The organism is Rhodococcus yunnanensis NBRC 103083, assembly GCF_001895005.1.
In the GTDB taxonomy this organism is placed as follows: Bacteria; Actinomycetota; Actinomycetes; order Mycobacteriales; family Mycobacteriaceae; genus Rhodococcoides; species Rhodococcoides yunnanense.
This window is the reverse complement of record NZ_BCXH01000001.1, coordinates 565,086-589,478: the sequence shown is the minus strand read 5'-3', so window position 1 is coordinate 589,478 and position 24,393 is coordinate 565,086. Positions and strand designations below refer to the sequence as shown.

Here is a 24,393-nt window from a genome sequence, read left to right as displayed (position 1 = left end):
GTGGCGGATTCCACGGGGAAGTCCGCAGGCCCGCACCGCGAACCGGATCGTCCCGGTGCCGACGATCCAGGGCCGGGCCGTCGGATAGCGATCGACGTCGGAAGTGTGCGCATCGGAGTCGCATCGAGTGATCCAGGCGGAGTGCTGGCAACTCCCGTGGAGACGGTGCCGCGTTCGAAGGTGAAGGGGCCCGATGCGCCCGACGTGAGCCGGATCGTCGATATCGCCCACGAATACGAGGCCGTCGAAATCGTCGTAGGGCTGCCGCGGACTCTTCGCGCGGAAAGCGGACCGGCCGTCAAGGCGGCGGAACGGTTCGCTCGGACGTTGTCGAGGCGCCTGCCCGGCGTGCCGATACGCATGGCCGACGAAAGATTGACTACCGTGACTGCGGCGCGTGCACTTCGCGAAAGCGGTGTACGCGCAAAAGCACAGCGTTCGGTGATAGATCAGGCCGCTGCGGTTGCCATTCTGCAGGGGTGGCTCGACGAGAGGTCCTCGCGCTTGAACGCGATACGCACACACGGCAGCACCCCGTCCGAAGAGCAAGGTCGAATCCCGGAGGTCGGCGAGTGAACAACCATGGGTCCACAGACCGGGGTCGGTACCTGGACGAGGACGAGGCTCACACGGATCCGATCGGGTACCCGGTCGGTGAGGGGAGCGAATTCCATCGGGCTGTGCACAGTCGAGGTCCACGCGAGGTCGGCCGCAGCCGCTCACAGGTGCGGCAGGATCGGGCTGCAGCCAAGCGGAAGCGTCGGGGGCGCACTGTCGGGCTGGTTCTCGGGCTCGTTCTGGTGGTGGTCGTCGCCGGCGGCGGATACTACGTATTCGACCGGATGACCGGTGGTACGGGCGGACCGGAGGATTTCGCGGCGGGCAGTCCTGGCCCGTCGGTGGTCGTTCGCGTGCATCCAGGTGACACGGCCGAGCAGATCGGAGCCGCGGCGACGGAGAAGGGAATCGTGGCCAGTTCGGGTGCGTTCATGGGGGCGGCCGTTCAGAACTCCTCGATGTCGACGGTGCAGCCCGGCTACTACCTGATACCGAGCAATGTGCCCGCGTCGCAGGCCGTGAGCGCTCTTGTCGATCCGAGTGCGCGAGTGGGAAATGTCGTCATCGCCGAAGGTAGGCAGCTGCATGATTCCAGCGACGTCAACACCGACGCGGTGAAGAAGGGTATCTACACGCTGCTGTCGGAAGCGAGCTGCATCGACACCACCGGCAATGGGCCGACGTGTGTGTCGTACGACGAGTTCAACGCGGCAGGCGGGGTGGACGATCCCGCCGCGCTCGGTGTTCCGGACTGGGCAAGCGCGCAGGTCCGTGGAGTTCCCGATCGCGATCGCCAGCTCGAGGGACTCATTGCCGCTGGGACATGGGATTTCGATCCGACGGCGTCCCCGGTGGACATACTCGGACAGCTCGTGGCGGAGAGCGCCCAGACCTACGAGAGCACCGGAATTCTCGCTGCGGGCGCCCAATCCGGCCTCGATCCCTACCAGACGTTGGTTGCTGCGTCACTCGTCGAACGTGAGTCGCTACCGGCGGACTTCAGCAAGGTCGCGCGTGTGATCATCAACCGTCTCGCCGCGCCACAGAAGCTCGAGTTCGACTCGACGGTCAACTATGCGCTGGACACGACCGAGGTCGCGACGACCGATGCCGACCGTGCAGCCGTGACGCCGTGGAACACCTATGCGATGGAGGGGCTGCCTGCAACTCCGATCGCGGCGCCGAGTGTCGGTGCGGTGCAAGCAGTCGAGGCGCCCGCCGACGGGGATTGGCTGTACTTCGTGACCATCAATCAAGCGGGGGACACGTTGTTCACCCGTGACTACGACGAGCACCTGGCGAACATCGGCAAAGTCGAGGACGGCTTCCTCGAAAGCGGGCGGTGATCGTGCGGGCGGCGGTACTCGGTAGTCCGATCGAACACTCGAAATCGCCGGTGCTCCATGATGCTGCGTATCGCGCACTCGGGCTGGACGATTGGACGTACGAGCGGATTCTGTGCACGGGCGAGCAGCTTCCAGGGCTCGTGGGTGGTCTCGGGCCGGAGTGGGTCGGTCTATCGGTGACGATGCCGGGGAAGGTCGCCGCGCTCGAATTCGCCGGCCAACGAACGGACCGAGCCGTGCTGGCGGGGTCGGCCAATACTCTCGTACGACACGCGGGCGGGTGGCGCGCCGATTGCACCGACGTCGACGGTGTGACGGGCGCTCTCTCGGAGTCCGGTGTCGTCGACCTGGCAGGACGCTCTGTCGTCGTGGTCGGGGCCGGTGGCACGTCGAGGCCTGCCGTCGTAGCACTCGCCGGCCTCGGCGCGGCCTCGGTGACCGTCGTGGCTCGCTCGCGCGAACGGGCGCAAGCCACCCTCGCGTGCGCGAGCGAGTCGGGGATGCGTGCGGCATTTCTCGACGTGTCGGACGGAGACCTCGCAGGAGTGTGCAGCCGTGCGTCGGTGCTGGTCAGTACCGTTCCGGCAGTCGGCGCGGCACCGGTGTCCGCTGCTCTGGCCGAAGCGCCCGTCGTGCTCGATGCGATCTACGATCCGTGGCCCACGCCGCTGGCTACGGCTGTTCACGTGGCGGGCGGCATCGTGATTTCGGGCCTGTCGATGTTGCTGAACCAGGCGTACGGACAGGTCGAGCAGTTCACCGGGATGCCTGCGCCGAGAGAGGCCATGCGGGCCGCGATCGCCTCGCTCTGAGCGAGTTCTGTCCACAAGCACCGTCGTCGTCCACAGGGCAAACTCCGACCAGGCCTTCCGGCGCGGCGCCGACCGTCGGATGCATCAGCATGAACCGATGGAAGCAACCAGAGTGTCCGCAGTGATTCTCGCCGGTGTCGCAGGTGCGTGCGTCGGTGTCGCGTCGACGGCCGTCCTTCGCGGCGCACGAGCAGAATGGCGGCCGACGGGCGCCGCTCCGATGACGGCCGCGGGATGGGCGGCCGTTTCGCTGTTGGGTGGTACGGCGAGCGTCGCCGTGCTGGCGTGGTGGTGTGCGTGCCTGTCGAGCATCGACGTCGGGTCGAGGCGCCTGCCGAACGTCCTCACTGCCGCGGGAGCGATCGTCATCGGCGTTCATGCCGCTGTTCTCGATCGGTTTCCTGCGATGCTGGTGGGAGCGGCGGGCCTGTTCGGCTGCTACCTGGTGGTGCATGTGGTGATGCCGCGCGCGTTCGGCGCAGGTGATGTGAAGCTGGCGTGGCCACTCGGCGGCGTCGCCGCAATGGCAGGCATCGACGCCTGGGCGGTTGCCGCACTTGCGGCGCCGCTGCTCACCGGTGTCGCCGGCGTGATCGTCGCGGCGTGTGGTCGGCGTCGGGCTCGTGTTCCGCACGGTCCCGCGATGTGCCTGTCGACCCTGCTGGCACTCGCGGCGTGATGGACGTGAAAAGATGACGCAGTGCTGCGCTGGATAACTGCCGGAGAATCTCACGGTCCCGCCCTCGTGTCCATCCTCGAAGGAATGGTCGCGGGTGTCGAGGTGACCTCGGACGACATTGCTGCTCAACTGGCCAGGCGCCGACTCGGTTACGGCCGTGGGGCCCGAATGAAGTTCGAGGCGGACAAGGTGACCATCACGGGTGGTGTCCGTCATGGACGCACTCTCGGCGGTCCCATCGCAATCGAGGTCGGCAACACGGAGTGGCCCAAGTGGGAGCAGGTCATGTCGGCCGATCCCATCGACGAGACGGTCCTCGCGGACCTGGCTCGCAACACCCCGCTGACGCGCCCGCGTCCCGGGCACGCCGACTACTCGGGGATGCTGAAGTACGGCTTCGAGGATGCGCGTCCGGTTCTCGAACGCGCGAGCGCACGAGAGACGGCCGCTCGCGTGGCCATCGGTACCGTCGCACGTCGGTTCCTGAAGCAGGCATTCGGCGTCGATGTGGTCTCCCACGTCATCTCGATCGGCGCCTCCGACCCATATGTCGGCCTGCCGCCGTCGGGTGACGACCTGGACGCGATCGACGCGAGTCCGGTGCGCGCCTTCGACAAGGCGGCCGAGGAGTCGATGATCGCCGAGATCGAGGCTGCCAAGCGTGACGGCGACACTCTCGGAGGCGTGGTCGAGGTGGTGGTCCACGGGCTGCCGGTCGGTCTCGGCTCGTTCGTCAGCGGTGAGCGGAGGCTCGATGCTCGCCTCGCTGCAGCGTTGATGGGGATTCAGGCCATCAAGGGTGTCGAGGTCGGCGACGGTTTCGAGACCGCGCGCAGACGCGGAAGCGCGGCCCACGACGAAATCACACCCGGCCCCGACGGTGTCCTTCGATCGACCAACCGTGCGGGCGGCATCGAAGGTGGAATGACCAACGGCGAGGCACTTCGGGTGCGCGCCGCCATGAAGCCGATCTCGACGGTTCCACGCGCTCTGGCCACGGTCGACATGGCGACAGGCGAGGAAGCTGTGGCAATCCACCAGCGCTCGGACGTGTGTGCAGTTCCAGCCGCCGGTGTCGTCGCCGAGACCATGGTTGCGCTCGTGGTGGCGCAGGCCGCTCTCGAGAAGTTCGGCGGGGATTCGTTGGCGGAGACGGTAAGCAACGTCGATCACTACGTGAAGGGCACCGCCGCCCGCCCTCCGCGATGACACCGTATGCGGTGCTGATCGGTCCGCCCGGTGCCGGCAAGTCGACCATAGGACGCAGGGTCGCTCAGGCCTTGGACTTGGAGTTGCTCGATACCGACGTCGCGATCGAGCAGACTACGGGAAGAACCATCCCGGACATTTTCTCGCAGGACGGCGAACCGGCCTTCCGTGTCATCGAAGAGAAGGTAGTGGCGGAGGCCCTGGCCACGCACACCGGGATAGTCTCGCTCGGCGGAGGTTCGATTCTCTCCGAGCGCACTCGCTCGCGGTTGGCGTCGCAGACCGTCGTCTACCTGGAGATCAGTGTCGCCGAGGGGCTGCGTCGAACAGGCGCCAATTCGGCGAGGCCGCTGCTGGCAGGGGCGGATCCGCGTGCGAAGTATCAGAGCCTGATGCGCATTCGGCGGCCACTGTATCGGTCCGCTGCCACAATTCGAGTGCGAACCGATGGCCGAAGCCCAGCTCGCGTCGTCACACAGGTGGTGGCAAAGCTCAAGCAGCATCACGAGCAGGCAGGTGCGTCGACACCGCCCGCGCACAACGACTGAATCGAGTGGATGAAGGTGAATCAATGACCGAGCCCGTACGCGTCATGGTCGAGACTGCCGCGCCGTACCCGGTGATCATCGGTAGGGGACTGCTGACCGATCTCGTGGAGGAACTGGCGGGAACCGCCACGGTAGCGATCTTCCACCAGCCGCCGTTGGCCGACACGGCCGAAGCGGTACGAGAAGCACTGGCCGACAAGGGTATCGACGCCCACCGAATCGAGATTCCGGACGCGGAGGACGGCAAGGAACTTGCGGTCGCCGGATTCTGCTGGGAGGTTCTGGGTCGTATCGGTCTGACTCGGAGTGATGCGGTGGTCAGCCTCGGCGGAGGTGCCGCCACCGATCTGGCGGGTTTCGTTGCCGCAACGTGGATGCGCGGAGTGAAGATCGTTCACGTTCCGACGACGCTCCTGGCGATGGTGGACGCAGCAGTCGGAGGCAAGACGGGAATCAACACCGAGGCAGGAAAGAATCTTGTCGGTTCGTTCCACGAACCCTCGGCTGTGCTCGTCGATCTTGCGACGCTCGAGACAGTCCCACGACACGAAATCGTCGCCGGGCTCGCCGAGATCATCAAGACCGGATTCATCGCCGATCCGGTGATCCTCGACCTGATCGAAGCCGATCCCCAGGCCGCGCTCGATCCGACGGGAACGGTTCTACCCGAGCTGATACGGCGTTCGGTCGAGGTCAAGGCTCGTGTGGTCGCGGCAGATCTGAAGGAATCGAGCCTTCGGGAGATTCTGAACTACGGACACACCCTCGGACACGCGATCGAGCGCCGCGAGCGGTACCGCTGGCGTCATGGTGCCGCGGTGTCGGTGGGATTGGTGTTCGCCGCGGAGTTGGGCAGGTTGGCTGGGCGGCTCGACGACGCCACTGCCGATCGCCATCGGAGCATTCTCGAATCGGTCGGTCTTCCCACCTCGTACGACGGTGAGGCGTTCGGCGATCTCTTGAAGGGCATGCAGACGGACAAGAAGAATAGAGCCGGGATGATCAGGTTCGTGGTTCTGGACGGATTGGCGAAGCCAGGCCGACTCGAAGGACCCGATCCGGCCCTTCTCGTCGCTGCCTACTCGGCCGTGGCGAAGGATTCCCCCCAGGGGACTTCGGGGATCTTGTTGTAGATCGGGTCCAGCCGTACTAGCTGTCGTTCCCATGCTTCTTCGACGACTCCTCGTGGGAAGTCGCATCGGGATCGACGGCCTGGAAAACCTCGGTGTCGGCGTTGTCGTCGGCCCAGTGCGATCGGCCGGCATCCTGGCTCGGCGGCGGGGAGACGCGTGAGGAGTCGGGCACCTGGCCTGTGCCGACCAGGTGACGGTCGTGACGCTGCTTCTCACGTTCGGCATCGGCGGTCGCCAATTTCTTCTTCGCATCGCGTGAGGTGAGGAGCCGGCCGAGGAATACCGAGATCGTTGCCGGGATGAAGATCACGAGGATCGTGAACGCGGCGCCCGAGGTCAGTTCGAAGAACAGCGAGTTCTGGCCGAGGCTGAAGTCGACGATCAGCCCGACCAGCCACGAGAGCAGACCTGCCAGCAATCCGCCGAGCACTGCTGCCTTGAGCCAGAGCATCGTCAGATCGGCGCCGTATTCGGGGTCCGGGTTCGCTCGGCGGTCACGGATTCCGTCGAGCCCTGCCCATACGACGACCGCGAGCAGTACGACGGCCATGCCGATCCATCGCAGCTGTGACCCGTGCAGAGGCCACTGCGCTACCGCTGCCCCCAGCAGTATTCGCACCCCCACGTTGATCAGACCCATGCCGATTCCGCGTACCACCCACCCAGTCATGGACAACAGCCTATCCGTACTCGTCGGTAAGTGTGTCCGGCCCCACAGAATTTCGCAGTCGATCGTCCCCAGCCTGCGCGCAGTGCGACGACAGTCCGCGCGCAGTGCGACGGCGGTAAGTTGTAGGGATGTCTACCGACCAGAGCCGTGCCCGCGACACGATTCGAATGAACTTCGGCGCCCGCCGGGCCGCGCTCAGGCAATCGATGCACGCCCTCGAACTCGACTCGGTCTTCGTCACCGATCTGCTCAACATTCGATATCTGACCGGATTCACCGGCTCCAATGCTGCACTCGTGGTGTCGGCGGCAGATTCGGCCGGCAACGAGGACAATTCGGTCATCTGCACCGACGGCCGATACCTCACCCAGGTCGCGGAGCAGGTGCCCGATCTACGGGCGTTGATCGATCGTGCCTCGGCAGAGGCACTGCTCGCCAGCGATGCCACCCCGAAGACGGGGCCCGTGGGTTTCGAGAGTCATGTCGTCACAGTCGATCAGCACCTGGCGTGGAGTTCGCTCGATCCGGCACCGAATCTCGTCCGCAGTCCCGGGCTCGTCGAGGAATTGCGGATGGTGAAGGACGAAGACGAGATCGGGTTGCTTCGTGATGCGTGCCGCGCGGCGGACGACGCGTTCGCAGGTCTCGTAGAACGAGGCGGTATCCGGGCGGGCCGCACCGAACTCGACGTTGCTCGCGAACTCGAATCTCTGATGGTCGCCGCAGGCGCCGACGGCATTTCGTTCGAGACCATCGTCGCCGCGGGCGCGAACTCGGCGGTGCCGCACCATCGGCCGACCGACGCTGTGCTTCGGTCGGGTGATTTCGTGAAATTCGACTTCGGCGCTCTGGTCGGCGGATATCACTCGGACATGACCCGCACGGTGGTGCTCGGCACGCCCGAGGCGTGGCAGACCGATGTCTACGATCTGGTTCTCCGGTCGCAGGCGGCAGGCCGCAACGCATTGGCACCGGGGGTGAGCACCGCATCCGTGGACGCTGCGTCACGTTCGGTCATCGATGATGCCGGGTACGGCGAGCTGTTTCTGCACGGACTCGGGCACGGGGTCGGACTCGAAATTCACGAAGCGCCGGGAATCGCGCGCGCCAGCACCGGTACACTTCTCTGCGGTGCAGCCGTGACCGTCGAACCGGGTGTGTATTTCTCAGGGCGCGGAGGCGTTCGGATCGAAGACACGCTCATCGTTCGCGAGGATGGTCCCGAGTTGCTCACCATGACCAGCAAGGAACTTACTCTCGTGTGAAGCGCGGCGGTTCCTGCACACGAGAATACGAGGAGACGTAAAAGCCAGTGGCTTCCACCAGCGATTTCAAGAACGGTCTTGTCCTCAGCATCGAGAATCAGCTGTGGTCGATCATCGAGTTCCAGCACGTGAAGCCGGGCAAGGGCCCAGCGTTCGTGCGCACCAAGCTCAAGAACGTCCTGTCGGGCAAGGTCGTCGACAAGACGTTCAACGCCGGTGTGAAGGTGGAGACGGCAACGGTCGATCGCCGGGACATGACGTACCTGTACCACGACGGCAGTGACTTCGTCTTCATGGACGGGGACACGTACGACCAGATCTCGATCAGCGAAGCAGTCGTCGGCGACGGTGCTCGCTTCATGCTCGAGAACATGCAGGTTCAGGTTGCGACCCACGAGGGCGCACCGCTGTACGTGGAGCTTCCGGTCACCGTCGAGCTCGAGGTCAAGCACACCGATCCCGGCCTGCAGGGCGATCGCTCCACCGGCGGAACCAAGCCTGCCACGCTCGAGACCGGAGCCGAGATCTCGGTCCCACTGTTCATCAACACCGGGGACAAGCTCAAGGTCGATTCGCGTGACGGAAACTACCTCGGGCGTGTGAACTCCTAACGTGTCATCGAAGAAGACGTCAGCGCGCACCGAGCCGGTGAAGAAGCTCGGTGCGCGGCACAAGGCGCGGAAACGGGCAGTGGATTTCCTGTTCGAGGCGGAGGCGCGTGACACGGACCCGGTGAATCTCACCAAGGAACGCATCGAACTCGCTCGCGGCGACGACTCGATCGCCCCGGTGAGCGAGTACACCGAGACACTCGTCGTCGGGGTCGCGGAGAACTTGGATCGGTTGGACGGTGTGATCGCCGACCACCTGACCGATTGGACTCTGAATCGTCTTCCCGCCGTCGATCGTGCGATCCTGCGCGTGGCCGTGTGGGAGTTGTTCCATGCAACCGACGTTCCACCGGTCGTCGCGGTGGACGAGGCCGTCGAGCTCGCGAAGCAGTTGTCGACCGACGATTCGCCGTCGTTCGTGAACGGTGTTCTCGGCCAGATCGTTCTCGTGGCCCCTCAGGTGCGTGCTGCTGCGGCCGCAGTGTCCTCGCGACCGGATCGGGCCATCTCGGACGAGACCCCGTCCAATTCCTGACAGCCGATCTTTGGCGTATCCCCGCGAACGGGCAGGGATAGGCGATTGCTAGGCTCGTGCACTGTCAGACATCCTTTAACGATCCGTCCAGAGAGGCGGAGAAGGAGGTCGTAGTTTGCCTGCGCCCGAAATACCCCCAGGTCCGTCCCGTGAGCTGTTGTCCGCCGCGGACGTAGGCCGGACCATCGCGCGAATGGCGCACCAGATCATCGAGAAGTCCGCGTTGGACTCCGGAGATGCGCCCCGAGTGGTTCTCCTGGGTATACCTACCCGTGGAACGATCCTCGCCGAGCGGCTGGCCGAGCGGATCGAGGTGTTCTCCGGTGTTCGGCCACCTCTCGGGTCATTGGACATCACGCTCTACCGCGACGATCTGCGGAACAAACCTCACCGGCCGTTGGAGCGCACGTCAGTTCCCTCCGGCGGAGTCGACGATGCCGTCGTCGTTCTCGTCGACGATGTTCTGTTCTCCGGTCGCACCGTTCGCTCGGCCTTGGATGCTCTGCGTGACCTGGGGCGCCCCCGGGCGGTTCAGCTGGCAGTCCTCATCGACCGAGGACACCGGGAGCTTCCGCTGCGCGCCGACTACGTCGGTAAGAATGTTCCGACCGCGCGCTCCGAGGACGTCTCGGTTTCGCTCACCGAGCACGACGGCCATGACGGAGTCACGTTGTCGGCCGGGAGCGTCACGCGATGAAACATCTGTTGTCCGTCGCGGATCTGACTGTCGAATCCGCGACCGAATTGCTGGACGAGGCCGACCGTTTCGAGCAAGCGCTCCTCGGACGAGAGGTCAAGAAGCTTCCGACCCTGCGTGGGCGGACGGTCATGACCGTCTTCTTCGAGAATTCGACGCGTACGCGCGTGTCCTTCGAAGTGGCAGGCAAATGGATGAGTGCGGACGTCATCAACGTCAGTGCCAGCAGCTCCTCGGTGTCGAAGGGGGAGTCGCTGCGCGATACCGCCATGACTCTCCGCGCCGCCGGTGCCGATGCCTTGATCGTGCGTCACCCGGCTTCCGGTGCGGCGCATCAGATCGCTCAGTGGACCAGAGGTCAAGGCGATGGCGGCGGTCCTGCGGTCATCAATGCAGGCGACGGAACCCACGAGCATCCGACCCAGGCGCTGCTCGACGCACTGACCTTGCGTCAGCGGCTCGGAAGTATCGCAGGCAAGCGCGTCGGGATCGTCGGGGACATCCTGCACAGCCGTGTCGCGCGCTCCAACGCGATTCTGCTCGCGACACTGGGTGCCGATGTCGTTCTCATCGCACCGCCGACGTTGCTTCCCGTCGGTGCGTCCAGCTGGCCGGTTCGGGTGTCGCACAACATCGACGCCGAGCTGCCTGCACTCGATGCGGTTCTGATGCTGCGGGTGCAGGCCGAGCGGATGAACGGCGGTTTCTTTCCGTCGCCGAGGGAGTACTCGATCACGTACGGGTTGTCGCAGAAGCGAATGGACATGCTTCCCGATCACGCCGTCGTGCTGCACCCAGGGCCGATGCTGCGCGGCATGGAGATCGCATCCTCGGTAGCTGATTCACCCAGAACTGCAGTACTGCAACAGGTTACGAATGGAGTTCACGTGCGCATGGCGGTTCTGTTCCGATTGCTCGTCGGTTCGGACGGTGGTACGCAATGAGCGTCCTACTGCGCGGAGTGCTGATCTACGGCGAAGAACCGGCCACCGATGTGCTGATCGACGACGGCCAGATCGTCGCCATCGGGACCGATCTCGATGCGGCCGACGCCGATGTCGTGGAGGCTGCCGGACAGATTCTGCTTCCCGGTTTCGTCGACCTGCACACGCACCTTCGTGAGCCTGGCCGCGAGGATACCGAGACGATCGAAACCGGCTCTGCTGCGGCCGCGCTCGGTGGATACACCGCAGTGTTCGCGATGGCCAACACGTCTCCGGTGGCGGACTCCGTCGTCGTGACCGACCACGTCTGGCGACGCGGGCAAGAGGTCGGTCTGGTCGATGTGCATCCGGTCGGCGCGATCACGGTGGGTCTGGCGGGCAAGCAACTCGCCGAGATGGCGACGATGGCTGCAGGCGTCGGCAAGGTTCGTCTGTTCTCCGACGACGGCCATTGCGTCGACGATCCGCTCATCATGCGTCGAGCTCTGGAGTATTCGAGTTCGCTCGGAGTGCTCATCGCGCAGCACGCCGAGGAGCCGAGGCTGACCGTGGGTGCGCTCGCTCACGAGGGACCGACGGCTGCGCGTCTCGGTCTCGCGGGTTGGCCGCGCGCGGCGGAGGAATCGATCGTCGCGAGGGACGCGCTGCTCGCCCGGGACGCAGGCTCGCGCGTGCACATCTGCCACGCGTCCACGGCAGGCACCGTCGAGTTGCTGAAGTGGGCTCGGGGGCAAGGGATTTCGATCACCGCCGAGGTGACGCCGCATCACCTGCTCCTCGATGATTCGAGGTTGGAAACATACGACGCCGTCAACAAGGTCAACCCGCCGTTGCGTGAGGCATCCGATGTCGAGGCGCTGCGACGTGGGCTCGCCGACGGCACCGTCGACTGCGTCGCAACCGACCACGCACCGCATGCCGAGCAGGACAAGTGCTGCGAGTTCTCGCAGGCCAGGCCGGGCATGCTCGGACTGGAGACGGCACTGTCGATCGTCGTACAGACGATGGTCGAGCCAGGACTTCTCGATTGGCGCGGAGTTGCGCGCGTGATGAGTGAGCGTCCGGCGGAGATCGTGGGTCTCCCCGATCAAGGCCGCCCCGTCGAGGTGGGGGAGATCGCGAACCTGACACTCGTCGATCCGAACGCGAGCTGGACGGTCGTGGGCAAGGATCTGGCCAGCGTCGCACACAACACGCCGTTCGAGGCCATGACGCTTCGGGGCAGGGTGACCACGACTCTGCTTCGTGGGCGGATCACCGTGCGTGACAGCGCGGTTCGTACCAGCTCGGAGGTCTGAGGTATGGACAGAGTTCTCATCGTCGTCGCGTTCGTCGTGTTCTGGATCGCGATGATCGCCTTGATCTTCTGGGGATGGCGTGGGCGTCAGAGGCGTCAGGCCGCGACGATCGGCACGTTTCCCGACGCACCCGCCGAGCTCGGCACGACACTGATCGAAGCCTCCACCGGGTTGTATGTCGGCAGCACGATCGCGCCGAGTTGGCAGGACCGTGTGGCGGTCGGAGACATCGGCCACCGTGCCACCGCCGAGCTGTCCCGATACGACAAGGGAATCCTGCTCGAGCGGACCGGTGAGTCCACCATCTGGATTCCTCAGGAGTCGGTGCGCGCGATCAGAACCGAACGCGCCCTGGCAGGCAAGGTCATGAGCAAGGACGGCCTGCTGGTCATCCGCTGGGCGCTGCCGACCGGAACCGAGATCGACACCGGCTTTCGAGCCGACGACAAACTCGTCTACCCCAGGTGGGTAGGCACCGAGACAGACACGAACGATTCTAAGGAGACAACCGCGTGAGCAGCGCAGTTCTTGTTCTGGAGGACGGCCGGACTTTCCGCGGCACCACCTTCGGGGCTGAAGGTAGGACCCTCGGCGAGGCAGTCTTCTGCACCGGAATGACCGGTTACCAGGAAACCCTGACCGACCCCAGTTACCACCGTCAGATCGTCGTCGCCACGGCGCCGCAGATCGGCAACACCGGATGGAACCAGGAAGACGGCGAAGCGGCGAGCGCGCAGGATCCCAACAAGATCTGGGTGGCAGGTTATGTCGTCCGCGACCCCGCGAGACGTACGTCGAGCTGGCGCTCGACCGGTTCGCTTCAGGATCAGCTGGAAGCGCAGAACGTCGTCGGAATCGCAGGCATCGATACCCGCGCACTGGTACGGCATCTCCGCTCACGCGGCTCGATGCGTGCAGGAGTGTTCTCCGGTGACGCACTCGGGACGCAGGAAGAGCTGCTGGAACAGGTACTCGGCCAGCCGTCGATGCTCGGTGCAGACCTGGCAGGCGAGGTGACCACGACATCGGGTTACGTCATCGAACCGGTGGGCGGCGATGCGCGGTTCACCGTCGTTGCAGTCGATCTGGGTATCAAGACCAACACTCCACGCATGTTCGCCGAGCGCGGTGTCCGGGTCCACGTGGTGCCGTCGACGACGAGCATCGAGCAAGTTCTCGAACTGAACCCGGACGGGGTCTTCCTGTCGAACGGCCCGGGCGATCCGGCCACCGCCGACGCCAGTGTCGCACTCACCAGGGGTGTGCTGGAGCGGGATCTGCCGCTCTTCGGAATCTGCTTCGGTAATCAGATCCTCGGACGCGCGCTCGGCCGTTCGACGTACAAGATGAAGTTCGGCCACCGGGGAATGAACATTCCGGTCGTCGAGCACACCACCGGTCGCATCGCGATCACCGCTCAGAATCACGGTTTCGCACTCGAAGGCGAGGCCGGGGAGGAATTCGACACCGACTTCGGCCGAGCACGCGTCAGTCACACCTGCGCGAACGACGGAACGGTCGAGGGCGTCGAACTGCTGAGCGGACGCGGATTCTCCGTCCAGTACCACCCGGAGGCGGCTGCAGGCCCGCACGACGCCGCCTACCTTTTCGATCGTTTCACCAGCGTCCTTCAGGAGAAGAAGTAATGCCACGCCGCACAGACCTGAGCCATGTGCTGGTCATCGGATCGGGACCCATCGTCATCGGTCAAGCCTGCGAGTTCGACTATTCCGGTACCCAGGCGTGCCGCGTGCTGCGCGAAGAGGGACTGCGCGTGAGCCTGGTCAACTCGAACCCGGCCACGATCATGACCGATCCCGAGTTCGCCGACGCCACGTACGTCGAGCCGATCACCGCCGAGTTCATCGAGAAGATCTTCGCCCGCGAGGCCGAGCAGGGACATCCGATCGAGGCCGTCCTGGCCACCCTTGGCGGTCAGACGGCGCTCAACGCAGCTGTCGCACTGCACGAGCAGGGCATCCTGACCAAGTACGGCGTCGAGCTGATCGGTGCCGACTTCGACGCGATCCAGCGCGGCGAGGATCGCCAGAAGTTCAAGGACATCGTCGCCAAGGTCGGCGGCGAGTCCGCGAAGTCGGCCGTCTGTTTCACGATGGACGAGGTGCGCGCGACGGTCGAGGAGCTCGGCTTCCCCGTGGTGGTGCGTCCGTCGTTCACCATGGGTGGTCTCGGATCCGGCATGGCGTACAACGACGCCGACCTGACACGAATCGCCGGCGGTGGGCTCGCTGCCTCGCCGACCGCGAACGTCCTCATCGAGGAGTCCATTCTCGGGTGGAAGGAGTACGAGCTCGAGCTCATGCGCGACAGCCGCGACAACGTCGTGATCGTGTGTTCCATCGAGAACGTCGACCCGGTCGGGGTGCACACGGGTGACTCGGTGACCGTCGCTCCGGCGATGACGCTCACCGACCGCGAGTACCAGGCGATGCGCGACCTCTCGATCGACATCCTGCGTGAGGTGGGTGTCGACACCGGCGGGTGCAACATCCAGTTCGCGATGGATCCGGCGGACGGCCGACTCGTCGTCATCGAGATGAACCCGAGAGTGTCGCGGTCGTCGGCGCTCGCGTCGAAGGCGACCGGTTACCCGATCGCGAAGATGGCAGCCAAACTGGCCATCGGTTACACACTCGACGAGATCGTCAACGACATCACGCGAGAAACTCCCGCGTGCTTCGAGCCGACACTCGACTACGTCGTCGTCAAGGCACCTCGGTTCGCATTCGAGAAGTTCCCAGGCGCCGACGGCACGCTCACCACGACGATGAAGTCCGTCGGTGAGGCGATGTCGATCGGACGTAACTTCACCGAGGCGTTCGGCAAGGTCATGCGTTCGCTCGAGACCAAGCGTGCGGGTTATTGGACCGGCCCCGAGGTCGAGGCGGAGAGCCTGGAGGCCCTGCTTGCCGATCTTTCGGTTCCGCAGGACGGCCGCATGTACGGCATCGAGAAGGCCTTTGCACTCGGTGCCACACTCGAGCAGCTGTTCGACGCCACCAAGATCGACCCGTGGTTCCTCGATCAGTTCCAGCAGATCCACGAGCTCGGCAACGAGTTGCGTGCCGCCGAGAAGTTCGACGAGGCCCTGCTGCGCCAGGCCAAGTACCACGGCCTGTCCGATCGCCAGATTGCCGCGCTCCGACCGGAACTCGGCGACGAGGACGGTGTACGGGCACTCCGCATCGAGCTCGGGGTGCACCCGGTCTACAAGACCGTGGACACGTGTGCCGCCGAGTTCGAGGCGAAGACGCCGTACCACTACGGCACGTACGAGCTCGACCCGGACGCCGAGTCCGAGGTCGCCGAGCAGCGCGAGCGTCAGAAGGTGCTGATCCTCGGGTCAGGACCCAACCGCATCGGTCAGGGCATCGAGTTCGACTACTCCTGCGTACACGCGGCGCAGACGTTGTCGGAGGCCGGGTACGAGACCGTCATGGTCAACTGCAACCCCGAGACCGTCTCCACTGACTACGACACCGCTGATCGTCTGTACTTCGAACCTCTGACGTTCGAGGACGTCCTGGAGGTCTATCGGGCGGAATCACAGTCCGGCACCGTCGCAGGTGTCATCGTCCAGCTGGGTGGCCAGACACCACTCGGCCTCGCGAAGCGACTGAAGGCCGCGGGGGTGCCGATCGTCGGTACCAGCCCGGAGGCCATCGACCTGGCCGAGGATCGCGGCGAGTTCGGACGAGTACTGACCGAAGCAGGCCTGCCTGCGCCGAAGTTCGGCACGGCCACGACGTTCGATGGTGCCCGTGAGATCGCAGCAGGCATCGGCTACCCGGTACTCGTGCGTCCGTCCTACGTCCTCGGCGGACGCGGCATGGAGATCGTGTACGACGAGGCGTCGCTCGCCGACTACATCTCTCGGGCGACCGAGATCTCGCACGATCGTCCGGTTCTGGTCGACCGCTTCCTCGAAGATGCGGTCGAGATCGACGTCGACGCCTTGTGCGACGGCACCGAGGTCTACCTCGGTGGTGTGATGGAACACATCGAGGAAGCAGGTATCCACTCCGGCGACTCCGCGTGTGCGCTTCCGCCGATCACGTTGGGTCGCGCCGACATCGAGAACGTGCGACGCTCCACCGAACTGCTCGCCAAGGGCATCGGCGTCAAGGGTCTGCTCAACGTTCAGTACGCACTCAAGGACGACATTCTGTACGTCCTCGAAGCCAACCCGCGTGCCAGCCGGACCGTTCCGTTCGTGTCCAAGGCCACGGCCGTGCAGCTGGCGAAGGCGTGCGCCCGCGTCATGCTCGGTGAGTCCATCGCCGACCTGCGGGCCAGCGGCATGTTGCCCGCGAAGGGTGACGGCGGTACCACCCCTCTCGACGCGCCGATCGCCGTCAAGGAAGCAGTGTTGCCGTTCAACAGGTTCCGCCGCGCCGACGGAACCGGGGTCGACACACTGCTGAGTCCGGAGATGAAGTCCACCGGCGAGGTCATGGGCATCGACGCGGACTTCGGCACCGCGTTCGCCAAGAGCCAGACAGCTGCATACGGCTCGCTGCCTGCATCCGGTGCGGTGTTCGTCTCCGTCGCCAACAAGGACAAGCGTTCGCTGATATTCCCGGTCAAGCGTCTCGCGGACCTGGGCTTCACGATCCTCGCGACCGAAGGCACCGCAGAGGTGCTGCGGCGCAACGGTATCGCGTGCGAGCAGGTCTACAAGCAGTCCGGCGAGGAGGTGCCTGCCGGGGCGTCGACCATCGTCGACCGCATCCTCGCAGGTGACGTCGCCATGGTCATCAACACGCCGTACGGCAACTCGGGTCCACGCGTCGACGGATACGAGATCCGTAGCGCAGCAGTCGCGCAGAACATTCCGTGCATCACGACGGTGCAGGGAGCGTCGGCCGCAGTGCAGGGCATCGAAGCCGGTATCGCAGGCGGTATCGGAGTGCGATCACTGCAGGATCTGCACGCGGCCATCGCAGGCGGCACGATCCCGGCATGAGCCATCAGCACTCGTGGGCCGAACGGTTACGCATCGCAACAGCGGCACGTGGCAGGCTCTGCGTCGGTATCGACCCACATCCGGCGCTTCTCGATGCATGGGGCTTGCCACGGTCCGCCGACGGACTCGAAGCGTTCGCGGAGATCTGTGTCGAGGCGTTCGTGGGCGAGATTGCGGTGGTGAAGCCGCAGGTGGCGTTCTTCGAGGCGTACGGCAGTGCCGGTTACGCAGTTCTGGAACGCACGATCAGCGTGCTGCGCGACGCGGGCACCCTGGTGATCGCCGACGCCAAGCGAGGTGACATCGGGAGCACCATGGCCGCGTACGCGGCCTCGTGGCTCGGTGCCGATTCACCGCTGTCCGCCGACGCCGTGACGGTGTCGCCGTACCTGGGGTTCGACTCTCTTCGCGAAACATTCGCCGTGGCAGCGAACAACGGCAGGGGAGTGTTCGTGCTGGCGAGAACCTCGAACGCCGAAGGCGCGGATCTGCAGGGCGCGCGTGCTGCGGATCGGTCGGTCGCCCAGTCGATCGTCGACGGCGCCGCCGACGTCGACCGCGACGGGCTCGAGACCGTCGGCGTGGTCGTTGGCGCCACACGTGACCATGGCTTGGATCTGTCCGAGTTCGCCGGTCCAATCCTGGCCCCTGGACTCGGAGCACAGGGCGCGGGAGTGGAGGATCTGGCGAAGATCTTCACCGGTTCTCGGGAGCTTCTCCTGCCCAACTCCTCGCGAGGAGTCCTCGCTGCCGGTCCCTCCGTCGGTGCACTTCAGGACGCCGCGAGGACGCTTCGCGACGAGATCGAGCACGGCCTACGGTAGAGCAGGCATAGACCATCGATCTCGGCTCCTGGGCGCCGGGGGCGGGTTAGCGGTCAGGCCCTTCCGTCGGTAACGTCGCTGCTGTTGCTTCGTTGCCGACGGTGAAGCAGCAACTGTTCACTCACGATGAGACGGAGGAAACGTGGCGCTTCCCCAGTTGACCGCAGAGCAGCGTGCAGCTGCTCTGGAGAAAGCGGCTGCCGCCCGTAAAGTCAGGGCCGAGCTCAAAGAGCGTCTCAAGCGAGGCGGAACTGATCTCGCACAGGTGCTCAAAGATGCCGAGAACGACGAGATCCTCGGCAAGATGAAGGTCTCGGCTCTGCTCGAAGCGCTGCCGAAAGTAGGCAAAGTGAAGGCACAGGAATTGATGACGGAGCTGGAGATCGCTCCGACTCGTCGCATTCGTGGCCTCGGCGATCGCCAGCGCAAGGCTCTGTTGACCAAATTCGATTTCGAAGCCTGAGGAATCAGTGAAATCAAGAGGTAACGCACGTGTCCGATAGCGACGGGTCACCGCGCGGGAGGGGCCGGCTGATCGTTTTGGCCGGTCCCTCCGGCGTCGGAAAGTCCAGTGTCGTGCGAGTTGTTCGGCGCGAGCTGCCGGAGTTGTGGTTCAGCGTGTCGGTCACCACGCGAGACCCTCGTCCGGGTGAGGTCGACGGCGAGGACTACCACTTCGTGACCGCTGCCGAGTTCGACCGGATGATCGAGGCCGACGAGTTGTTGGAGTGGGCCAGCGTGCACAGCGGCCTGCACCGGTCCGGCACTCCCTCCGCCCCGGTCGAGAAGGCTCTCGAAGACGGCAAGCCCGTGCTGCTCGAGCTGGACCTGGCGGGCGCGCGTGCGGTTCGGGTGTCCAAGCCGGAAGCTCTTCTGGTCTTCATGGCGCCGCCGACCTGGGAGGATCTGGTACAGAGGCTCACATCGCGCGCGACCGAGGAATCACACGCCACCGAACGCAGGCTCGAGACAGCCAAGGTCGAACTGGCGGCGCAAGAAGAGTTCGACACGGTCATTGTCAATACCGATGTCGACCATTCGTGCGAACAGTTGGTATCCTTGTTGGTCGGTAGGTCGTCAGTCGGTTGACCGGAGGCCTGCTTCACGCTCGAACAGTCGCCCAGCAGCGGTTTCGTAGCACCAACGATGCAATTTCAGGAGAACACTAGTGAGCAGCACTTCAGCGGCCGTTTCCGACTTCGACGGACGCAGCGCTCTGCCGGCATACGACACACCGCTCGGAATCACCAACCCGCCCATCGACGAGCTTCTCGCACGCACGTCGTCCAAGTACGCCCTCGTGATCTACGCGGCCAAGCGCGCTCGCCAGATCAACGACTACTACAACCAGCTCGGTGACGGCATCCTGGAATACGTCGGTCCTCTCGTGGAGCCGGGTCTGCAGGAGAAGCCGCTGTCGATCGCGCTCCGTGAGATCCACGCCGATCTCCTCGAGCACGTCGAAGGCGAATAAGAACCGGTAAAGGACTAGAGCCGTTGCGCGTAGTCGTCGGGGTAGGTGGGGGCATCGCCGCCTACAAGAGCTGTTCCCTCATCCGAAGCTTCACCGAGAACGGGCATCACGTGCGGGTCATACCGACCGAATCCGCACTGGAGTTCGTCGGACGTGCGACATTCGAGGCGCTGTCCGGTAACCCGGTGCACACCGGTGTGTTCACCGACGTGCCCGAGGTTCCACACGTTCGCCTCGGACAGGAAGCCGATCTCGTCGTCGTAGCGCCCGCGACGGCCGATCTGCTGTCCCGTATCGCTGCCGGTCGTGCCGACGACCTTCTCACCGCAACGCTGCTGACTGCGCGGTGCCCCGTGCTGCTCGCACCAGCGATGCACACGGAGATGTGGGAGCATCCTGCGACCGTTGCCAACGTCGCAACGCTGCGCAGTCGCGGGGTCACTGTCGTCGAACCTGCTTCGGGCCGGCTGACCGGACGCGACACCGGCTCGGGCAGGCTGCCCGAGCCCGCCGAGATCCACGCGCTCGCGATGTTGCTCTCGGAGCGGGACGATGCGCTTCCACAGGATCTGACGGGTCGGAAGATCGTCGTGACAGCGGGTGGGACGCGTGAGCCTCTCGACCCCGTCCGGTTCCTCGGAAACCGCAGTTCGGGCAAGCAGGGTTATGCCCTGGCGCGGGTGGCCGCGCAACGCGGTGCGGACGTCACCCTGATCGCCGGGTACACGAGCGAGCTCGCCGATCCGGCGGCAGTCGAGGTGATACACGTCAAGACCGCACACAACATGCACGATGCGGTGCGCAAGTACGCACCAGAGGCAGACACCGTGATCATGGCCGCCGCCGTCGCCGACTTCCGTCCCACCACCATCGCGGCGAGCAAGATCAAGAAGGGCGCGCACGAGCCCGACTCGATCCAGTTGGTTCGCAACGACGACATCCTTGCAGGGCTTGTCGACGCGCGCCGTAACGGTGAGATCGCCGACTCGACCGTCATCGTCGGATTCGCCGCCGAGACGGGCGACGAGAACGGCGACGTACTCACCTATGCGAGGACGAAGCTCCGACGCAAGGGCTGCGATCTGCTCGTCGTCAATGCAGTCGGTGACGGCAAAGCGTTCGAAGTGGACCACAACGATGGGTGGTTGCTCGGTGCGGACGGATCGGAATCTGCACTGGGCGACGGATCGAAAGCGCTGCTGGCAAGTCGAGTACTGGATGCAGTCGTGTCCGTTCTGACGTCCGCACCGTCTCCGCTTTCCGATCACGGGTGATTTCAAAGGTGCACAGGCAGAGCGCGCACGACTAGTGTCGATGTGCGCTCAGGAATCCGGTAGGGCCTGGGTGCCGAAACGTGCACGCCGTCCACCTGGACCACCGCAGTACACGAACAAGCAGCTTTACCGAGTGACAAGCATGGGCCGATGGGAGCAGGGGTTCCGATCGGCCGGGGAAACACGTCGAGAGGAAATCCGTGAGCAAGTCCGGCAGTCGGCTCTTCACCAGTGAGTCCGTGACCGAGGGGCACCCAGACAAGATCTGTGACGCGATCAGCGACTCGATTCTCGATGCGCTGCTCACCGAGGATCCGCGTGCACGTGTGGCTGTGGAGACGTTGGTCACCACAGGCCAGGTTCACGTGGCCGGCGAGGTCAACACCACCGCGTGGGCCGACATCCCGAAGATCGTGCGCGAGAAGGTGCTCGAGATCGGCTACGACTCGTCGGCCAAGGGCTTCGACGGCAACTCGTGTGGTGTCAACGTCGCCATCGGCGCCCAGTCTCCCGAGATCGCACAGGGCGTCGATCATTCGCACGAGGCTCGCGTCGAGGGTCTGTCGGACGACGAGATCGACCGTCAGGGTGCGGGCGATCAGGGGCTGATGTTCGGATACGCCAACACCGACACCCCCGAGCTCATGCCGCTTCCGATCGCATTGGCGCATCGCCTGGCGCGTCGTCTCACCGAGGTCCGCAAGTCGGGCGTGCTGCCGTACCTGCGCCCGGACGGCAAGACCCAGGTCACCATCGAATACGACGGCGACAATGCAGTGCGCCTGGACACCGTGGTCGTGTCCACTCAGCACGCCGCCGACATCGATCTCGACAATCTGCTGACCCCGGACATCCGCGAGAAGGTTCTCGGATCCGTTCTCGCGGAGCTGAACGTGCCCACATTGGACACCTCCGACATCAGGCTGTTGGTCAACCCCACCGGCAAGTTCGTTCTCGGCGGTCCGATGGGCGACGCCGGTCTGACCGGCCGCAAGATCATCGTCGATACCTACGGCGGCATGGCCCGTCACGGCGGCGGCGCGTTCTCGGGCAAGGACCCGTCGAAGGTGGACCGAAGTGCCGCGTACGCCATGCGGTGGGTCGCGAAGAACGCGGTGGCGGCAGGGCTTGCAGACCGCATCGAGGTCCAGGTCGCGTACGCGATCGGTAAGGCCGCTCCAGTCGGATTGTTCGTCGAGACGTTCGGCACCGAGAAGACCGACCCCGCGCGTATCCAGGCGGCCATCTCCGAGGTCTTCGATCTGCGTCCCGGGGCGATCATCCGCGATCTCGATCTGCTGCGTCCGATCTACGCACCGACCGCCGCGTACGGTCACTTCGGCCGAACCGACATCTCGCTGCCGTGGGAGTCGACCGATAGGGCAGACAAGTTGCGTGCGGCAGCCGGTCTCTGATTCCGGACCGCGTCCGGGTTCCGGATCGCGGTGACCGCCGTTGCCAGAGCGGCAGCCGATGAGCTTCCTGTAGCTCGGGTGCTGCCGCTTCTGCCGTTGTCGCACCTGGACCGCGAGTTCGACTACCTGGTTCCGGCGGAGTTCTCCGACGATGCACAGCCAGGGGTGAGGGTCCGGATCAGATTTGCGGGCCGACTCGTCGACGGTTATCTCGTCGAGCGCGTTGCGTCCAGCGATCACCCGGGCAAACTGGGATGGCTGGATCGAGTGGTCTCGCCCGAGCGTGTTCTGACCGCCGAGGTGAGTTCTATGGTGACCGCGGTAGCTCAGCGATACGCAGGTACACGCGCCGATGTACTACGCCTCGCTGTTCCTCCCCGTCACGCGAAGGTCGAGGGCGAGCCCCTGGCGGATCCCCCGACGATCCTCCGCGCCCAACCGGACGAGGGCGCCTGGGCGTCGTATACCCATGGGACCGCGTTCGTGGATGCACTTCGGCAGGGGAGAAACCCGCGAGCAGCGTGGCAGGCGCTGCCGGGTGAGAGCTGGCCGACGCGATTGGCCGAACTCGCCGCCGTCACGGCATCGAGTGGACGGTCGGTGGTCGTCCTCGTGCCCGACCAGCGTGACCTCGACCGCGTTGTCGCGGCATGCGAAGAAGTAGCCGGTCCAGGTTCGGTCGTCGCGTTGTCGGCCGGGCTCGGACCGGCGAAACGGTATCGACGATGGCTGGCCGCGTTGAGACTTCCCGTCTCGATCGTGATCGGCACGAGAAGCGCCGTCTTCGCGCCGGTGCAGAACCTGGGTCTGCTCGTCATGTGGGACGACGGTGACGACAGTTACGCCGAGCCGCGATCGCCCTACCCGCACGCCCGCGAGTCGGCGCTGCTGCGGGCTTACGGGACAGGGTGCGCAGTCGTACTAGCGGGCCATTCCAGAACCGCAGAGGCGGAAGCACTCGTAGATTCCGGCTGGGCTCACGATCTGGTCGCTCCACGAGATGTGGTGCGCGCACGGCAACCGCACGTCGTGGCACTCGCGGACAGCGATCACGCGCTGGCACGCGACCCAGGTGCGAGGGCAGCCCGTCTGCCCGGTATCGCCTTCGATGCAGCGCGAACCGCGCTGAAGAACGACCTCGGCGTCCTGGTCCAGGTTCCGCGTGCAGGCTATGTTCCGTCGCTCGCGTGCGGGAAGTGCAGGAATCCGGCGCGATGTCGTCGATGCAACGGTCCGCTGTCGCTACCGTCCGCGGCCGGTCCGGACGGAGCTGGAAGCCCCACGTGCAGTTGGTGTGGCATCGCAGACACCAACCACCGATGCACGGTGTGCGGCTCGCGCACACTGAGAGCCGTCGTCGTCGGAGCCCATCGGACCGCGGAGGAACTGGGGCGTGCTTTTCCCGGCGTTCCTGTACACACATCCGGTGGATCCGCCGTCCTGGACACGGTTCCCGCCGGTGCGAGTCTGGTCATTGCGACCGTCGGCGCCGAGCCGTCGACGGTCGGCGGTTACGGTGCGGCGCTGTTGCTCGACGGTTGGGCACTACTGGGTCGAGCTGATCTGCGCGCGGCCGAAGAAACATTGCGGCGGTGGATGACTGCTGGGGCACTCGTGCGATCGGGACGCGACGGCGGCAGCGTCGTGGTGGTCGCCGAAGCCGAAATTCCGACAGTGCAGTCGTTCGTGCGGTGGGATCCGGTGGGCCATGCGAGAAGTCAGTTGGACGAACGAGTCGAGGTGCGGTTCCCACCTGCGGTTCATGTAGCAGCACTCGACGGAGCGACAGCGTCGATCACCTCGCTTCTCGAATCTGCGGCGCTTCCCGAGGGGACGGAGATTCTGGGGCCGGTGCCACTTCCGGACGGTCAACGTCCGCCGGCAGGCGGAGGTGAGGACGCACTGTCCGGTGATGTGCAGCGCATGCTGCTTCGGGTACCGAGGAGTGCCGGTGGAGCACTCGCTCGGTCTCTGGCAGACGCGCAAGCGTCCCGAAGCGTCCGCAAGATCACTACGCCCGTGCGAATTCAGATCGACCCGATCCGCATCGGCTGACCCGTCGAACACGATTGTTCGATCCGGACGCATAGAGTCTGATCCTGACGACACTGGGC

General features: G+C 65.0%; 24 protein-coding genes. 23 read left to right on the top strand and 1 reads right to left on the bottom strand.

Translation table 11 applies throughout. The features are described from left to right. The 7 genes from ruvX (at nt 1) to aroB (ending at nt 6,285) form a co-directional block, all read left to right on the top strand. A complete protein-coding gene (gene ruvX, locus RY1_RS02605; RefSeq protein WP_072801923.1) occupies nt 1-576 on the top strand; it encodes a Holliday junction resolvase RuvX in 576 nt (191 codons plus the stop codon). After that, nucleotides 573-1,904: an endolytic transglycosylase MltG gene (locus RY1_RS02600; RefSeq protein ID WP_174565301.1), complete on the top strand. Its 1,332-nt coding sequence runs from the start codon at nt 573-575 to the stop codon at nt 1,902-1,904. The genes ruvX and RY1_RS02600 overlap by 4 nt, the downstream gene beginning before the upstream one ends. Nucleotides 1,905-1,906: 2 nt before the next feature. Next, nucleotides 1,907-2,716: a shikimate dehydrogenase gene (locus RY1_RS02595; RefSeq protein WP_072802267.1), complete on the top strand. Its 810-nt coding sequence runs from the start codon at nt 1,907-1,909 to the stop codon at nt 2,714-2,716. Nucleotides 2,717-2,813: 97 nt separating this feature from the next. Next, nucleotides 2,814-3,395: a prepilin peptidase gene (locus tag RY1_RS02590; protein ID WP_371829434.1), complete on the top strand. Its 582-nt coding sequence runs from the start codon at nt 2,814-2,816 to the stop codon at nt 3,393-3,395. 21 nt (nt 3,396-3,416) lie between these two features. Further along, complete coding sequence (gene aroC, locus RY1_RS02585; RefSeq protein WP_072801922.1) at nt 3,417-4,604, top strand: chorismate synthase; 1,188 nt, start codon at nt 3,417-3,419, stop codon at nt 4,602-4,604. Further along, a complete protein-coding gene (locus RY1_RS02580) occupies nt 4,601-5,152 on the top strand; it encodes a shikimate kinase (RefSeq protein WP_072801921.1) in 552 nt (183 codons plus the stop codon). The genes aroC and RY1_RS02580 overlap by 4 nt, the downstream gene beginning before the upstream one ends. Nucleotides 5,153-5,175: 23 nt before the next feature. Next, nucleotides 5,176-6,285 (top strand): 3-dehydroquinate synthase, encoded by a 1,110-nt coding sequence (aroB, locus tag RY1_RS02575; protein WP_072801920.1) that lies wholly within the window; start codon nt 5,176-5,178, stop codon nt 6,283-6,285. A 16-nt stretch (nt 6,286-6,301) separates the two neighbouring features. On the opposite strand, the gene RY1_RS02570 is transcribed toward aroB, so the two are convergent. After that, nucleotides 6,302-6,955, bottom strand: a complete 654-nt coding sequence (locus RY1_RS02570; RefSeq protein ID WP_072801919.1) for a B-4DMT family transporter — start codon at nt 6,953-6,955, stop codon at nt 6,302-6,304. A 161-nt stretch (nt 6,956-7,116) separates the two neighbouring features. On the opposite strand from RY1_RS02570, the gene RY1_RS02565 reads away from it, so the two are divergent. The 16 genes from RY1_RS02565 to RY1_RS02490 all read left to right on the top strand — a co-directional run bounded on the left by RY1_RS02565 (nt 7,117) and on the right by RY1_RS02490 (nt 24,334). Further along, nucleotides 7,117-8,220, top strand: a complete 1,104-nt coding sequence (locus RY1_RS02565; protein ID WP_218019770.1) for a M24 family metallopeptidase — start codon at nt 7,117-7,119, stop codon at nt 8,218-8,220. Between the two features lie 47 nt (nt 8,221-8,267). Then, nucleotides 8,268-8,831 (top strand): elongation factor P, encoded by a 564-nt coding sequence (gene efp / locus RY1_RS02560; RefSeq protein ID WP_072801917.1) that lies wholly within the window; start codon nt 8,268-8,270, stop codon nt 8,829-8,831. 1 nt (nt 8,832) lies between these two features. Next, nucleotides 8,833-9,366, top strand: coding sequence for a transcription antitermination factor NusB (gene nusB / locus RY1_RS02555; RefSeq protein WP_072801916.1), 534 nt, complete (start codon nt 8,833-8,835; stop codon nt 9,364-9,366). Nucleotides 9,367-9,481: 115 nt separating this feature from the next. Then, nucleotides 9,482-10,063, top strand: coding sequence for a bifunctional pyr operon transcriptional regulator/uracil phosphoribosyltransferase PyrR (pyrR, locus tag RY1_RS02550; RefSeq protein ID WP_072801915.1), 582 nt, complete (start codon nt 9,482-9,484; stop codon nt 10,061-10,063). Beyond that, nucleotides 10,060-11,007 (top strand): aspartate carbamoyltransferase catalytic subunit, encoded by a 948-nt coding sequence (locus RY1_RS02545; RefSeq protein ID WP_072801914.1) that lies wholly within the window; start codon nt 10,060-10,062, stop codon nt 11,005-11,007. Before pyrR ends, RY1_RS02545 begins: the two co-directional genes overlap by 4 nt. Further along, nucleotides 11,004-12,305: a dihydroorotase gene (locus RY1_RS02540; RefSeq protein WP_072801913.1), complete on the top strand. Its 1,302-nt coding sequence runs from the start codon at nt 11,004-11,006 to the stop codon at nt 12,303-12,305. The genes RY1_RS02545 and RY1_RS02540 overlap by 4 nt, the downstream gene beginning before the upstream one ends. 3 nt (nt 12,306-12,308) lie before the next feature. Next, nucleotides 12,309-12,821 carry a PH-like domain-containing protein gene (locus tag RY1_RS02535; protein ID WP_072801912.1) on the top strand — a complete coding sequence of 171 codons (513 nt, stop codon included), beginning with the start codon at nt 12,309-12,311 and terminating at the stop codon, nt 12,819-12,821. Beyond that, nucleotides 12,818-13,951, top strand: coding sequence for a glutamine-hydrolyzing carbamoyl-phosphate synthase small subunit (gene carA, locus RY1_RS02530; RefSeq protein ID WP_072801911.1), 1,134 nt, complete (start codon nt 12,818-12,820; stop codon nt 13,949-13,951). Before RY1_RS02535 ends, carA begins: the two co-directional genes overlap by 4 nt. Further along, nucleotides 13,951-17,292 (top strand): carbamoyl-phosphate synthase large subunit, encoded by a 3,342-nt coding sequence (carB, locus tag RY1_RS02525; RefSeq protein WP_072801910.1) that lies wholly within the window; start codon nt 13,951-13,953, stop codon nt 17,290-17,292. Before carA ends, carB begins: the two co-directional genes overlap by 1 nt. After that, a complete protein-coding gene (pyrF, locus tag RY1_RS02520) occupies nt 17,289-18,116 on the top strand; it encodes an orotidine-5'-phosphate decarboxylase (RefSeq protein WP_072801909.1) in 828 nt (275 codons plus the stop codon). The genes carB and pyrF overlap by 4 nt, the downstream gene beginning before the upstream one ends. Nucleotides 18,117-18,258: 142 nt before the next feature. Further along, on the top strand, nt 18,259-18,579 hold the full coding sequence (mihF, locus tag RY1_RS02515; RefSeq protein ID WP_072801908.1) for an integration host factor, actinobacterial type: 321 nt from the start codon (nt 18,259-18,261) through the stop codon (nt 18,577-18,579). Between the two features lie 29 nt (nt 18,580-18,608). Continuing rightward, nucleotides 18,609-19,205: a guanylate kinase gene (gene gmk / locus RY1_RS02510; RefSeq protein ID WP_072801907.1), complete on the top strand. Its 597-nt coding sequence runs from the start codon at nt 18,609-18,611 to the stop codon at nt 19,203-19,205. Nucleotides 19,206-19,284: 79 nt separating this feature from the next. After that, entirely contained in the window at nt 19,285-19,590 is a 306-nt protein-coding gene (gene rpoZ / locus RY1_RS02505; RefSeq protein ID WP_072801906.1) for a DNA-directed RNA polymerase subunit omega, read from the top strand. Nucleotides 19,591-19,613: 23 nt separating this feature from the next. Continuing rightward, nucleotides 19,614-20,864 carry a bifunctional phosphopantothenoylcysteine decarboxylase/phosphopantothenate--cysteine ligase CoaBC gene (coaBC, locus tag RY1_RS02500; protein ID WP_084727139.1) on the top strand — a complete coding sequence of 417 codons (1,251 nt, stop codon included), beginning with the start codon at nt 19,614-19,616 and terminating at the stop codon, nt 20,862-20,864. A gap of 200 nt (nt 20,865-21,064) precedes the next feature. After that, nucleotides 21,065-22,279: a methionine adenosyltransferase gene (gene metK / locus RY1_RS02495; RefSeq protein ID WP_072801904.1), complete on the top strand. Its 1,215-nt coding sequence runs from the start codon at nt 21,065-21,067 to the stop codon at nt 22,277-22,279. A gap of 30 nt (nt 22,280-22,309) precedes the next feature. After that, a complete protein-coding gene (locus RY1_RS02490) occupies nt 22,310-24,334 on the top strand; it encodes a primosomal protein N' (protein ID WP_174565300.1) in 2,025 nt (674 codons plus the stop codon). Nucleotides 24,335-24,393 lie beyond the last annotated feature (59 nt).